The organism is Agathobaculum hominis, assembly GCF_014288055.1.
GTDB classification, from domain to species: Bacteria; Bacillota; Clostridia; order Oscillospirales; family Butyricicoccaceae; genus Agathobaculum; species Agathobaculum hominis.
In genome coordinates, this window is record NZ_JACOPK010000004.1 from 56,597 (window position 1) to 69,890 (window position 13,294).

14 protein-coding genes and 1 CRISPR repeat array are annotated in these 13,294 nt (G+C 50.0%); of the genes, 11 read left to right on the top strand and 3 right to left on the bottom strand.

Annotation, left to right across the window (positions count from 1 at the left end; translation table 11 throughout):
• Positions 1-31: 31 nt before the first annotated feature.
• A complete protein-coding gene (locus H8S02_RS05220) occupies positions 32-1,711 on the bottom strand; it encodes a recombinase family protein (protein ID WP_186969623.1) in 1,680 nt (559 codons plus the stop codon).
• 42 nt (positions 1,712-1,753) lie between these two features.
• On the opposite strand from H8S02_RS05220, the gene H8S02_RS05225 reads away from it, so the two are divergent.
• The 10 genes from H8S02_RS05225 to H8S02_RS05270 all read left to right on the top strand — a co-directional run bounded on the left by H8S02_RS05225 (position 1,754) and on the right by H8S02_RS05270 (position 11,217).
• Positions 1,754-1,972, top strand: a complete 219-nt coding sequence (locus tag H8S02_RS05225) for a hypothetical protein (RefSeq protein ID WP_186969624.1) — start codon at positions 1,754-1,756, stop codon at positions 1,970-1,972.
• 20 nt (positions 1,973-1,992) lie between these two features.
• Positions 1,993-2,619: a CRISPR-associated endonuclease Cas3'' gene (locus tag H8S02_RS05230; RefSeq protein WP_186969625.1), complete on the top strand. Its 627-nt coding sequence runs from the start codon at positions 1,993-1,995 to the stop codon at positions 2,617-2,619.
• A gap of 98 nt (positions 2,620-2,717) precedes the next feature.
• Complete coding sequence (gene cas3 / locus H8S02_RS05235) at positions 2,718-4,199, top strand: CRISPR-associated helicase Cas3' (protein ID WP_186969626.1); 1,482 nt, start codon at positions 2,718-2,720, stop codon at positions 4,197-4,199.
• 157 nt (positions 4,200-4,356) lie between these two features.
• The gene (gene cas5c / locus H8S02_RS05240; protein WP_207722072.1) at positions 4,357-5,019 is read left to right on the top strand and encodes a type I-C CRISPR-associated protein Cas5c; all 663 of its coding nucleotides are present in this window, start codon (positions 4,357-4,359) and stop codon (positions 5,017-5,019) included.
• A complete protein-coding gene (gene cas8c, locus H8S02_RS05245) occupies positions 5,000-6,832 on the top strand; it encodes a type I-C CRISPR-associated protein Cas8c/Csd1 (RefSeq protein ID WP_186969628.1) in 1,833 nt (610 codons plus the stop codon). Before cas5c ends, cas8c begins: the two co-directional genes overlap by 20 nt.
• A gap of 14 nt (positions 6,833-6,846) precedes the next feature.
• Positions 6,847-7,845, top strand: coding sequence for a type I-C CRISPR-associated protein Cas7/Csd2 (gene cas7c / locus H8S02_RS05250; RefSeq protein WP_186969629.1), 999 nt, complete (start codon positions 6,847-6,849; stop codon positions 7,843-7,845).
• A complete protein-coding gene (cas4, locus tag H8S02_RS05255; protein WP_186969630.1) occupies positions 7,838-8,503 on the top strand; it encodes a CRISPR-associated protein Cas4 in 666 nt (221 codons plus the stop codon). The genes cas7c and cas4 overlap by 8 nt, the downstream gene beginning before the upstream one ends.
• On the top strand, positions 8,500-9,525 hold the full coding sequence (gene cas1c / locus H8S02_RS05260; RefSeq protein WP_186969631.1) for a type I-C CRISPR-associated endonuclease Cas1c: 1,026 nt from the start codon (positions 8,500-8,502) through the stop codon (positions 9,523-9,525). The genes cas4 and cas1c overlap by 4 nt, the downstream gene beginning before the upstream one ends.
• A gap of 6 nt (positions 9,526-9,531) precedes the next feature.
• Positions 9,532-9,822 (top strand): CRISPR-associated endonuclease Cas2, encoded by a 291-nt coding sequence (gene cas2, locus H8S02_RS05265; protein WP_186969632.1) that lies wholly within the window; start codon positions 9,532-9,534, stop codon positions 9,820-9,822.
• A 169-nt stretch (positions 9,823-9,991) separates the two neighbouring features.
• Positions 9,992-10,692: direct repeats of the CRISPR family, unit length 32 nt; unit sequence GTCGCCCCTCGTGTAGGGGCGCGAGTAGAAAT.
• A gap of 192 nt (positions 10,693-10,884) precedes the next feature.
• Positions 10,885-11,217, top strand: coding sequence for a hypothetical protein (locus H8S02_RS05270; protein ID WP_186969633.1), 333 nt, complete (start codon positions 10,885-10,887; stop codon positions 11,215-11,217).
• 151 nt (positions 11,218-11,368) lie between these two features.
• Here the strand turns inward: H8S02_RS05270 and H8S02_RS05275 are convergent, their stop codons facing one another.
• Positions 11,369-11,611: a hypothetical protein gene (locus tag H8S02_RS05275; RefSeq protein WP_186969634.1), complete on the bottom strand. Its 243-nt coding sequence runs from the start codon at positions 11,609-11,611 to the stop codon at positions 11,369-11,371.
• A 127-nt stretch (positions 11,612-11,738) separates the two neighbouring features.
• Complete coding sequence (locus tag H8S02_RS05280; protein WP_186969635.1) at positions 11,739-12,134, bottom strand: pyridoxamine 5'-phosphate oxidase family protein; 396 nt, start codon at positions 12,132-12,134, stop codon at positions 11,739-11,741.
• A 132-nt stretch (positions 12,135-12,266) separates the two neighbouring features.
• Here H8S02_RS05280 and H8S02_RS05285 point away from each other — a divergent pair, with 132 nt between their 5' ends.
• A complete protein-coding gene (locus H8S02_RS05285; protein ID WP_186969636.1) occupies positions 12,267-12,626 on the top strand; it encodes a winged helix-turn-helix transcriptional regulator in 360 nt (119 codons plus the stop codon).
• Positions 12,627-13,294: the final 668 nt, after the last annotated feature.

The window sequence follows — 13,294 nt, forward strand, 5'->3', positions numbered from 1 at the left end:
GAAGCAGCGCCTGTTTGCATTTTCTGGAGCCTTAGCCCTTGGCTGCGAGGCTCTGCTCGTAAGACTCAATCATCTTCTTGAACGTGTGTCCCGAACGACGTTCGAGTTTTTCGAGATACCGCATGGTGCTTTCGCTGGTGAAAAGTTTGATTTGCAGCTGAATTTTATCATTATCGACCGTTACAAAGATACGGTCGATATATTTTTGCACAAAATCGCGGTTAATGAGCCCGTTCACCGCATCGTCGCGGGCGGCCTGTAAAACACGGCGGATTTCCGCGATGTGTGCGTTGAGGTCGGCACGGGAGGTCCGGGCGGCTTCCAATTCTTCGAGACAGAGATTGCACTCGTCGATCTCATTGTCGCACTGACGATTCATCTTGAGAAAATCCGCATCCGTGATCTGACCGGTGACGTTGTACTCGAGCAGCTTGCTCTTTTTCTTTTCAGCGAGCTCGCGCCTGGTACGCTGCGTGTCGATCTCCTGCGCAAGACCGGTATCGTCCTGACTGATCGCGCGGTACATTTCGATATAGCGCTCGATCAGTTCATCGGCATTGACGTCCGCTTCCTTGAATACGTCCATCAGAACCGGCCTCAGCTCCTGTTCGTACAGCGGCAGGGAAGGACAGGAGTCCTTTCCGTTCTTGATCTTGCCCGAACAGACCCATTTGCTGTTGACACTGCCTTTCCGGTCTTTGGCATCGCGTCGGTAGTAGGCCGCGCCGCAGTGCGTGCAGTACAGCTTGCCTGTCAGCAGATTGTCGTGATTGCAAAGGTTCTGCCGCCGCTTGACATCCCTGCTGCGGCGGGTGAGGACAGCGTTTGCTGCGTCCCACAGCTCCTCAGATACGATGGCAGGTACGATTTCCCCGCTCTCATCCTTGAACATCACCCACTCCTCAGGAGGGAGAAACTTCTGCTTTTTTGTGAACATATCCACGATGCGGACCTTGTTGCCGACATAATAGCCCTTGTACTTCGGGTTGGAAATCATGCCGGACATGGTCGTGTGGGCGATTTTTCTGCCGTTATGGTTGCGGTAGCCTTTTTCCCAGAACATGTTTTCGATCTGCTTCATGCTGTAATGGTCAGTAGCGTACAGCTCGAACAGCTCGCGCACCATGGGAGCCTCGTTTTCGTCAATGACAAGGCGCCTGCTGTCCTTTCGATAGCCAAAAATGCGGCTGTTGCCGAGGACAACATTGTTTTTTATCGCCTGCTGGTGGCCGAACCTGACGCGGCTCGACAGCTTGCGCAGCTCGTCCTGCGCGATGCCGGACATGATGGTGAGGCGCAGCTCGGAGTCCTCGTCGAACGTGTTGATGTTGTCGTTCTGGAAGAAAACGCCGACGCCTGCGGAAAGCAGCTCGCGCGTGTAGCGGATGCTGTCGAGTGTATTGCGGGCGAAACGGGTGATCTCCTTGGTGAGGATGAGGTCAAATTTGTCGTCCTTCGCGTCCTGCACCATGCGCTGAAAGTTGTCGCGCTTGCGCGTGGTCATGCCGGAAAGACCCTCGTCAATGTAGCCGTCGATGAACGTCCATGCCGGGTTGCGGGTGATATAGTCGCGATAGTAGCCAATCTGGTTGTCGAGCGAGTTGAGCTGCTCGTCGCTGTCGGTCGAAACGCGCGCGTAAAACGTTACGCGCAAGGGAATATCGCTGAGCCGCGTTGAGCGCAGCTTTTGCCGTATCGTAAAGATGTCCATAAGCTACACCTCAAAAGTTCATTGTATCATGATCAGTATATCATGACAAATACGCAAATACAAGAGAAATGGATCGAGAAAGCACAGATCTTCATATCACCAAAAGAGCTTGACGATGAATTGCTCCGGGAATACAATGAAATTGAGACTGTCGGGAAACTTCGTTTTTCCGACAATCTGTGTTCTGCGCGGCAGCGTCGTGAAAATGGACTTTCTCGACAGGCTGGAAATTATATTATCAGGACTGGGTTTATGAAATAACGATGAAATGGGGCAGTGCTATGGAATATTATGCAAAATCCCCCAATGCGCAGGGAAATCAGCCAACGGTCAAAGAGCATTTGCAGAGAGTTGCAGAATTTGCCCAAATGTATGGAGAGCCGCTGAAATTAGGCGAGGTTACAAAAATGATAGGGCAGCTGCATGATTTCGGAAAATACACGCAGGCATTTCAGGATGTGCTGAAAGGAATCCGAACGGGCGTTGACCATGCTATGGGAGGTGCGTGTTTCGCAGAAGCCTGCTACAAGGGAAGACCCAGCAGCCATCCGATAGCGGAGGCAATCAATGGCCATCACGATGGCCTGGTCGCGTATGATGAAATAAAGGGAGAACTTTATGCTGTTGCAGATCCGAAGAAGACAGTCCACGGAAATGCGGGGAAAGCCCCGGCGATTGCTGCTAAAGAGCAACTGCTGACAGCGAATACAGCTTTCAGGAAAGACTTCCCTGATTTCAAGCCGCCAAAGTTGCCGAAACCGCCTGAAGGCGAACTGGAGTCTATGCTGTATACCCGCATGCTTTTCTCCTGCCTGGTGGATGCAGATTATACGGCGTCGCATTGGACAATGACAGCGCATATCTTTCGCATGCGGAGAATAACTGTTTTGACCCGCGGACTTTACTGAAAAGGCTGAATGACTATCGTGATGGTATTAAGCGGTATTCTAATGCCGATAAGACGTTAAACATATATCGAGACCGGGTTTTCGAGAAATGCGGGGAAATGGGCGACGGGCCGGAAGGACTCTATACTTTGACAGCGCCCACAGGTACGGGAAAAACGCTGGCATTGCTGCATTTTGCGCTCCGTCATTGTTTGAGGAATGGAAAACAGCGCATCATCATTGTACTGCCGTTTTTAACGCTGGCCGAGCAGAATGCTGAAATCTATGAAAACATTGTATCTGACGTTTTGATTGATCACAGCCAGAGCGATTTGCCGGATGAGGCTCGCGAACTGGCCGCCAGATGGAGTGCGCCGGTTATCATTACCACATCGGTTCGATTTTTCGAAGCGCTGTTTTCTGATCGTCCTGCTGACTGCCGTAAACTTCATCATATCGCAGACAGCGTCGTTGTATTCGATGAAGCGCAGAGCCTTCCGGTTAATCTGACTACATCCACGCTCCGCGCGGTAAACGAGCTGTGCAGTCGGTATCATACGACAATGGTGTTTTCTACAGCAACACAGCCGGATTTTGCTGCACGAAAAGATTTGGACTGGACACCGCGTGAGATTATACCGGAGAACAAGAAAATGTTCGCTGCACTGCGGCGGACGGAGATCGAATGGAGGCTTGACAGAAAAACACCGCTGGAGACAGTCGCGGAGGAAATGTCTCCGCTGGACAGCGTATGTACTATTGTCAACCTGCGTCGTCATGCGAGACAGATTGCAGATGCACTATATCAATCCTGCCCGGAGAATACAGTGTTCTTTCTGACTACGGATTTATGTCCGGCGCATCGAAGCAGACAGATTGAAATCATACGTCAACGGCTGCATGAAGGCAAACCCTGTCGTGTGGTAGCGACGCAGTGCATTGAAGCGGGAGTGGATCTGGACTTCAAAACGGTATATCGCGCTCTGGCGCCTTTGGATGCCATCATTCAGGCGGCCGGACGGTGCAACCGCAACGGACGTGACCAGATGGGACGAGTCATCGTATTTTGTCCTGAGGATAGCCGCAGGCTATACCCAGATGACTGGTATAACAATGCTGCCATTACCGTGCAGGAAATGTCGCCGCCTTTTTCTATTCATGATCCGGATAATATTCGGGAGTATTATCAGCGGCTGTTCGATGGGAGTTCAGACAAGAAAACATTGACAGAGGCGATTGATGCCCGGTCTTTTGCGCAAACAGCGGCACAGTATAAGCTGATTGACAATGCCGGTGTGCAGATTATTGTCCCCTATGCGGAGAAACGCGAATTGTATAAGAGTATATCGAAGCAGCTGCGCGAACAGGGAGCAGATGCCGGAATTCTGAAGGAAGCAGCATCTATTACTTTGACCTGCTTTGACAAAAATCTGGATATCTATGCGGAAGAAATTCCGGTTGCCCGCAGAAACAGAGTTCGGTTCGATGGGCAGACGGCGGGCAGCCGCGTGTACCTGTTCCGTCCGCAATATGAAGAATATTATTCTGCGGAGATGGGACTTCATTTGCCGCAGGGAGAAGAATTTGACGGCATATGGTAAGGATAGCACGTTGAGTGTACGTTTTATTGTACACTTAACGTGCTATTATTTTTACAGATAGAATAGATGGGAGAGCCTGAAAAATATAGATGACATAATTTGACTGCTCTGCCCGTCAAACGATGCGGAGTACGCAAATCATGGAGGTGAATTGTGCTTGAAAGAAATTGTTATCGAGGTGTGGGGAGACTTTGCATGTTTTACCATGCCATATGCAAAAGTTGAAAGATTAACCTATCCATTTCCGACTCCGTCTGCCGCAAGAGGAATTCTTTCAGCGATTTATTCAAAGCCGAAAGAGTTTTGCTGGCAGATCAATCGTATTGAAGTGCTGAACCCCATCCGTTATATCAGTTTTAAGCGTAATGAAGTGAAATGTACCGTCAGCACAAAGCCGATTTTCACCGAGGAGGAGCGGACGCAGCGGCAAACTACTGCGCTGCAGGATGTGCGCTATCGAATTGCGGCATCTATCATTCCTCGGCCGGCCTTTGCAGGGTGTGAAAAACAACTGTATGCGCAGGCTCTGCGCCGTATTCGCGGCGGAAAATGCTTTTTTCAGCCCTCGCTGGGACTGAGAGAGTTTACCTGCTATTTCGAGGAGAGTGATGGAATCCGGCCTCCCGTCCAGCAGTCTATCGATGTGGGCTTGATGGTTTACGATCTTTTCACACCGGAAGACATAGAAGTCACAAAAAAGACCAAAATCCCAATGTCGTTGTTTCATGCAGTTATGGAGAACGGCGTTATTTCCGTTCCGCCGTATGACAGTCCGGCGGTTTTGAAGGGGGATGCAGCCCATGCTGAAAGCACTGTATGACTATGGTGTGCGTCAAAATCTGACGCAGCCGCCAGGCTTTTCGGGCAAGACGGTTAAGGCTTATATTTCACTTTCTGAAGACGATGATCATGTCAGCATCTATCTGGGAGATAAGGAATCGGTACTGTGTCCGGATATTGGAAGCCTTGCGCAGGGCAGAGATAAATGTAATATTCTTGTTGAGAAACGTTCGATTGTTGTGCCTGATGCAGCAACAGAGGATGGCAAACTGCCAGCCAAGAGTCGGTTTTTTCTGGAAACACTCCGCAGTGCATCGGAGGCAGAGCCGCGGCTGAAGGTCTGTGTACGTGCGCTGGAAACGCCTGAAACGATGGAAAAAATCCGCGAAGAACTCGACAGAATGAAAATCAAGCCGGGAGATACGGTATCCTTTCGGGTCAACGGTCAGTCGGTATTGCAGTCCGAAAAGGTTCGAGATTGGTGGAAATCCTTTCGGAAACAGTTTTCTAAGGAATGTGAAAAACCTTCTGCACTGTGCCTGATTACCGGTGAGCGTGCACAGGCAATGACTACGACGACACCGGTTCAAGGACTTTTCGTCGTTGGCGGACATCCAAGGGGAGATTCGCTGATCTGCTTCGATAAGCCGGCGTTCTGCTCGTATAATCAGAAACAGGCGGCCAACGCTCCTGTCTCTGAGGAGGCTTTCAGCGTAGTGAAAGCTGCGCTGGATGAACTGTTGAAAGATGCTCCTGTTCTTGCGGGTATGAAATTCGTTCACTGGTTTGACCGTGAAATCCCAAAGGATAAGGATTTATTCAACCTCCTCGACGATTTAGGGGATGATACAGCAGAAGACGATCCCGAAGATGAGCCGGAAGAAGAGACGAAAGTCAACGAGCGGGCAGAACGCAAAAGGGCTGATCAGGCGCCTGAAAGTGTTAGATCCGGCGATGCTGTTCCTGATCTGGATGATGTATCGTACCATATTCTCATGCTGTCGGGCGTCAATAGTCGTATTATGATCCGCAGATATGACCGGGGCAATTACGCCGATCTTCGCCGAAACATCAATCAGTGGTATGCGGATCTGTCGTTGACCAATTACAGCGGCACTGGGAATATCAAGCAGGTAAAGCTGGCAGCCCGGCTGATTCATCTGCTCAAATTTCTAAAGTCTGACAGCCGACCCTTAGAGCGAATGCCGAAGGAACTGTCAGGAATTACACCAACGATTATTCAAGCCATTCTAACGGGTGGCGTTCTTCCGGATGCTGTTGCGTCGAAAGCACTGACCTACATTCGGTCAAAGCTGCTGGCAGGTGATGATGAGAGCGCGCAGACAACCCGCAATATACAAAGTACCATGCCTGACAGCCTTGCCTGTCAATGGCTGAAGGTCTGGCTGCTTCGAAAAAATCGAATGAATCATCAGGAGGTATCAATCGTGGAAGAATACAATCTGAATCTTTCCAACCCGGCTTATCACTGCGGCGGATTGATGGCTGTTTATGCGGCAATACAGAGAACAGCGATGCCTGACGTCAATACTGGTATTGTGGAGCGCTACTATGCCTCGGCAATCCAGATGCCGGCACTGGCCATCGGTCAGCTCAGCAGGCATTCCAATTACCATCTGGAGAAAATGGAGAATAAGTGGCTGGCTGACAGGTACAGGGAGAATCTGCAGGAAGTATCTGTCGCGCTGGGCAGGCATATACCTGCAACGCTGAATCTGGAACAGCAGTCTTATTTTGCGCTGGGTTATTACCAGATGGGAGCAAAGCTCAATAAAGAGAGAAAGGAAGCAGTTGCCGCATCGAAGGAAAGAACAGCAGTGGCGGAACAGTAAAAGGAGGATGTATCATGGCAATTCAGAACAGATATGAGTTTATGTACTATGTAGCGTGCACAAATTCCAACCCGAACGGTGATCCGGACATGGGCAATATGCCTCGCATCGATCCGCAGACTATGCAGGGCTTTATCACAGACGGCGCGACTAAGCGTCGTATTCGCAATTACGTTGAACTGGCGCACAAAGACGAGCCGGGGATGAATATCATCATTCAGCAGGCAACCAACATTAACCGCCATATTGCAGAGGCAAAACGAGCTGCCGGCGTAGATGACTGCGCAAAGGCAAAAGACGCGGTTTATGCCGGACGGAAAAAAGCATGCGAACTTTTCTATGATGTCCGCACGTTCGGTGCAGTAATGTCCACAGGCCCTAATGCAGGGCAGGTCCGCGGTCCTGTACAGATTACCTATGGAAAAAGCCTGGATGCTGTGCTGCCGCTGGATATTTCGATTACTCGTATGGCAGTTGCAGACAAGGTGAAAGATGGGGCGACCGTAGAGGAATATATTGCGTGGGAAGAGGCACAGCCTGAGGATAAGCTTCGCACCATGGGACGCAGACAGATGATTCCCTTTGGCCTGTATGAAGTTCGCGGATTTATCAGCGCCAACCTTGCTGAAGAAACTGGATTTGACGAGGAGGACTTGAACGTCCTTTTTGAGGCGATCATGAATATGTATGAGCACGACCGTTCCGCCAGCAAGGGCGAAATGGAAGTTGTCTCTCCGCTGATTATTTTCAAGCACGTCGGTACGGATTCTGACCCGGTTCAGAGAGTTCGTCAGGCTAAGCTGGGCTGCGCACCTGCACACAGGCTGTTTGATCTGGTCAAGGTTTCGAAAAAGGATACCGTTGCTTATCCGCGCAGCTATCGGGATTATGATGCTGCAGTCCGACTGGACAAAGTGCCGCAGGGGGTACAGATCGGATTCAAGTCGGATGCTTTTTCTCCTGTAATCTGGGATGAGCTGCCTGAAGATGAGGACTGGTTCTGCCATGGATGATGACTGGGGGCCGATTCCTCTTTCACGGCTTTCACATGCCGGATTTTGCCTGAGGCGAGCGGCGCTGCTGACAAATGAGCAGATCTGGAAAGAAAGTGCAGATACGGCAAAAGGGCGTGCTGAGCATGAACGGGTGCATGCGCAACGGATAGAGCGCCGGGGAGAGACTGCAAAACTGTATGAGTTTCCTGTATTTTCGCATACATTAGGCGTTGCAGGAAAATGCGATTGCATCGAGGCGCAGACAGATGCTCGGGGCTGCCGCATTCCTGCACTGGATTTCCCTGCGCGTCTATATCCTGTTGAATATAAACATGGAGAGATTCGGGCAGAACGGGAGTATGAGATACAGCTTTGCGCACAGGCAATGTGTCTGGAAGAAATGTTTCAGACCAGTATTCCGGAGGGGGCGATTTACTATATCACATCTCACCGGCGCTATTCAGTTCCATTTACCGAAGAATTACGAAATCTTGTAAAAGAGACAATTCATAAAATTGAATTATTCCGCCGCAGCTTTTCAATTCCACCGGCGGAGAAAGAAGCAAAGTGCAGGGCATGCTCTCTTCGAGAGCATTGCCGGCCCGGTATGCAGCGGTCAGCTTCAAATTACTGTCACGAGCTTCGCAGAGAGGCAATGGAGAGAGATGTGAAATGAAAAAACTGCTTGAAACACTGTATATCACGACCCCGGAAAGCTATCTGTTTGAACGGAACGGAAATATCTGCGTGGCAATAGGCGGCACTGAAAAGGCATCAGTTCCAATTTCACAGGTGGATTCCGTGGTTCTCTTCGGGAAGAACACAATGTCGACTGCACTGCTGTCGTTTTGTGCGCAGCATGATGTGACAATCAGCTTTCTCAGTGAAAACGGTTTCTTTCAGGGGCGTATGTGCGGCCCAGTCAGCGGTAATGTATTACTGCGAAAACGTCAATACGAAAGTTTGGCAGATACAGATTTTGCGAGAACTTTTGCTGCCGATTTGCTGTTTTGTAAGATTCGAAACAGTAAGTCTGTGCTGATGCGATATGCTCGCGCGGCCTCCGATGAAACGGTTAAACAAGGTATTTTAGCTTCGGCATCTGATCTGACTGAAATAGCGAAAAAGCTGGATTGCTGTACGGATATTGATTCGATGCGAGGAATAGAGGGCGCAGCTGCATCAATCTATTTTTCTCATTTTGATGATTTACTATCAAGTCCGAAGGGATATCGGTTTGAGGTAAGAAGCCGGCGGCCTCCGCTGAATGAGGTCAATGCGGTGTTGTCATTTGTTTACACGCTGCTGTCACATGATATTCGTTCTTCGATGGAAACCATAGGGCTTGATCCGGCTGCGGGATATCTGCATACGCTGCGTCCGGGACGCTCCTCATTTGCGCTGGATATTATGGAGGAACTGCGCGCTCCTTTATGCGATCGAATGGTTATTTCGATGTTTAATAAAGATCAGTTCCGCACACAGGATTTTATTACTGATTTTGGCGCTGTGTATCTTAGCGAGAAAGGGCGGAGAAAGGTCATCGAGCAGTGGCGCGCCAGAAAGCGTGAGACGATCCAGCACCCGTTTCTGAAGGAAAAGATTTCAATCGGTTTGATACCTTATACACAGTCGATGCTGTTTGCTCGTGTGCTGCGCGGAGACCTGGATCGATATCCGCCTTTTATGTGGAGGTAGCAGAATATGATGCTGGTCGTGACCTACGATGTAGATACAACGAATGCTTCCGGACAAAAACGACTGAGAAAGGTTGCTAAAATCTGTGAACGCTATGGAATGCGAGTTCAAAATTCTGTATTTGAAGTGCTTTTCGACGCAGCTCAACTGGTAGTTTTGAAGCATGAGCTGGAAAAAATTATAGATACAGAACAGGATTCGGTTAGATTTTACCGACTGGGCAACTCCTACGAACGAAGGATTGAGACAATGGGGAAAAGGCCGCGTGTAGAGGCAGGAGGAGCACTTATTTTCTAACGCCAACCCTTCCCGTACACATTTTTCCGGGAGGTTCGTGCAGACCCAACAAAGTAATCTTTAAAGTTTTCAAATGAATGCTGGAGTATACAGAAAGTGTTAATTTGAAAAATGTGAATTTTCAGCAATTTATCATATAAATCAACTTATGGTTTTGTGAAAAATTGCTGTCGCCCCTCGTGTAGGGGCGCGAGTAGAAATTGGGGGGGCAAGCAGAGCGCAGCCCCTCCCCGAGTCGCCCCTCGTGTAGGGGCGCGAGTAGAAATAAAAGATTGACCATCGAGCGGCCGCAAATAATTCCGGTCGCCCCTCGTGTAGGGGCGCGAGTAGAAATGTTTTCTGCCGCTTGCGCATCGGCAAAGAAAAGGCCGTCGCCCCTCGTGTAGGGGCGCGAGTAGAAATTATGGCGGAACGGGTGGGCAAGGCTTAAAAGGCGGAGTCGCCCCTCGCGTAGGGGCGCGAGTAGAAATTCGTTGGCGGACTCTACGAGGCCCTCGATCGGCAGGTCGCCCCTCGTGTAGGGGCGCGAGTAGAAATAGAAAGACCAAGCCGAAACTGGAAACGCCGTTTAGTCGCCCCTCGTGTAGGGGCGTGAGTAGAAATTATATAGTAAAAGGGGGCGAGAGTATGGAAAAGCGTCGCCCCTCGTGTAGGGGCGCGAGTAGAAATAGGCCGAGGTGATCCCGGATCCGCCGGACGGGCATGTCGCCCCTCGTGTAGGGGCGCGAGTAGAAATAAGCCTCGTCTCGGCACGGAGACCGAACAGCGCCGTCGCCCCTCGTGTAGGGGCGCGAGTAGAAATCGGTATCGTAGAAGATATCGCCAGTGTCCGTACAGAGTCGCCCCTCGCGTAGGGGCGGGAGTAGAAATACATAAAGGGCGGCCTTGGCGGCCGCCCTTGTTGCGCCCTTCTCACACAGAGAATGCGGCTGATATAATCGCAGTATAATGGGCGTAAAGACTTGAGAAAGATCACATCCATACAAAACAGCGATTTCAAGCATCAAAAAATGGAAGACCGGGCGGCGTGAACATATTTTCTACAATCTCGGCAGCCTGCTCATGGAGTTTGAGGCGGGCGAGTCCATCATTGCCCCGGAAATGTACGAGGCGTATGGCTATGGTGCGGACAGCCGTCCATCCGATCTGCATTCCAATCGTGCTAAGGACAAAAACGGCAACTTCATCGGTTTTAGCGCAGAGCGCCGCTTTTCGGAGAACTGCCTGCTCCAGATCGACAGGAATGAGGATGGCAGCGTAGCGTATGGTCTTATTCCGATCGATTTGACCATCGAAGTGGCTGAGCAGATTGCAGAGCATATGACGGCCTACAGCGCGCCGTATGGCACGAAGCTGACTTACGATAAGGAAAGCGGTCTCATCCGCATCGCTTAACAGCACGATGCTGTATAAGAACAAAAATGCTGAACAGATAAAGCAAAAGAGGGTATCCAAATGGATACCCTCTGATTTTTGTGCAAATTCGAAATGCGGGCTTGTCTGCTGCGCGCCTTGCGACACTGTTTTCATGCCTTTAGGCTGGGAATCACGCGCAATACACAAGATAAAGAAAATAGATGATCAATGCAAGTCCGCCGCCGATCACGAATACCCCGCCGATAATAGTGAACAGCGTATCCCAGGAGTCTCCTGACGTATATGAATGCCGAGGGTTTATTCTGTGGGACGAATGGCTTGCGGGGGATTTGTGCATTTCATCAAAGGCCTGCTTGTAGTGCACATATCCGTCGATGCCTTTACCGTAAAATCCGTAATCATCCTTTTTCATTGCCGTCGCCTCCCGCGTAAAATGTGTCGTTCGGGAATCTGCTCTGTCATTATTTTATCAGATTTTGACTGACGATACAATGCCGATTTGGTGGAAAAATGAATTTCAACCGTGGAGATACAGCTTTTTAGAACGCAAAGGGAGGGTTGCCGGAAAAATCAGAAATCGCGCCGTGCGCATCCTCCAGATAGAACACCTCCAAGATCGGGTTGGAGGCCTCGCCGTACTGACCCCTGACGATGGGATTCTGAATGCACATTTCCTTGGCAGCCATGTTGTTCTCGAACACTGCCTTGCCGTGCAGACGGATCCATGCGTACTCCGGGCTGGAAACCGAAATTTCGATCTCCGGATTTTCCTGCATATCCTTGTAAACGTCCTTCTGGTTATTGGTGCAGAACCACAGCCTGCCGTCCAGCTCGCCAGCGAACATAAACGGGCGGCACTTTGCCTTGCCGTCACGGCCGACGGTTGCCAGATACTGTACCGGGTTTGCATTCAGAAATTCTACGACTTTGTTCATGATAAGTTTCTCCTTGATAATCTGACTTGCGTTTGCTTGTCTTTGGCATTATAATAGCGCTGTAGAGAGAATTAGTAAAGTAAGCACAATAATGTGCGGTAGTTACTAAAAAGAAACTAATAGGAGACTGTCATGGAAGATAGAGAAATCAAAATGCTGCCGGCCTGCCCGGTGGAGACTACGCTGACGCTCATCAGCGATAAGTGGAAGGTACTCATTCTGCGAGACCTGATGACGGGAACGAAGCGGTTCGGAGAACTAAAAAAGTCGATTGGCCACGTTTCACAGAAGGTACTGACAACGCAGCTCCGTCAGATGGAGGCGAGCGGATTGCTCAGTCGAAAGGTCTACGCAGAGGTTCCACCGCGCGTGGAATATACGCTGACAGAACTGGGATGCAGTCTGAAGCCTGTCATGGATGCCATGTGGGAGTGGGGAGCAGGGTATCAGAAACGAAAGAAGGCGGAAGGTCTGGTGCTGACAGACTACTGAACATCGCATCGCTAAATAAGAACATCACATCAGAGGCAATATCGGGATAGCTGAGGAGACTTCTGCCGCGTGAGAAGAACCGGTTACCATGGATATAAGACCCGCTCGTTTCGGATTGAGACGAGCGGGTCTTGTGCATAAAAATTCACCTGCGTGGAAAACTGAAATGAAAGCACCTGGGAATATATATTATATCAGAAAGCCCAGAAAGGAGAGTTTTCATGCAGGGTACAGAGCGAACGAAAAAACGGACGGCAGAAATGATCTGGCTTCAGTACTTCAACGAGAAGCTGTTTGAGCAGAAGAAGATCGATGAGACTGCCAGAAACAAACTCCGGCTGGCGATCATGGCCGACGGACGAAAGACATAGCAGAGTGCTTCGGCACTCAGTTTTTTTGTGCGCTGACAGGGGGCCTTGCAAATAAAGCAAGCATGTCGAGAAGCTGCGGAAAACGGTATCTTCCGGCATTCCGGACACCCGAGCTACCCGTGCTGTGATGGTGGACTCGTTATTTACGCTGCCTTTACCTGCAATCATCCTTTGTTCGATGGGTATATATTATTCGACGCTCTTTTTCTTTCTCCCCCTCTGGATGTGTTCGTCAAAATCCACAAGTATTCGTTCCGCTTCTATTGTTTTCTACAAAGTTAATTCTCCAGGGCAGAT